Origin of the sequence: Pseudonocardia sp. EV170527-09 (genome assembly GCF_008369905.1) — a bacterium.
Taxonomy (GTDB): domain Bacteria; phylum Actinomycetota; class Actinomycetes; order Mycobacteriales; family Pseudonocardiaceae; genus Pseudonocardia.
Map to the genome: position 1 here is coordinate 1 of NZ_VRMC01000645.1, position 238 is coordinate 238.

Annotated in this window: 1 protein-coding gene; it reads right to left on the reverse strand. The window is 48.7% G+C overall.

Annotation, left to right across the window (positions count from 1 at the left end; translation table 11 throughout):
* Positions 1 to 212 (reverse strand): filamentous hemagglutinin N-terminal domain-containing protein (locus FVA95_RS30380; protein ID WP_205016115.1); only part of this gene is annotated, 212 nt, incomplete at its 3' end.
* Between the last annotated feature and the right edge of the window lie 26 nt (positions 213 to 238).

Here is a 238-nt window from a genome sequence, read left to right on the forward strand (position 1 = left end):
GACAGGTTACCCATAATGCTGGATGCATCTGAACCCAGAACGCGGTTTAATGCGATCGCGCTGCTATTGTGTTGCACAAAATTAACTGATTCACCGCGATTGATGTTGAAGCTTTGCCAGTTGATCGCCACATTTTGTGAGTTTTGCTGGATGGTCATATTTCCCGGCAAAATGCTAATGTTCGCGTTTCCTGCCGATACCACACCGCCCACGGGTTGCGCATACGCTAGAGTGGTAC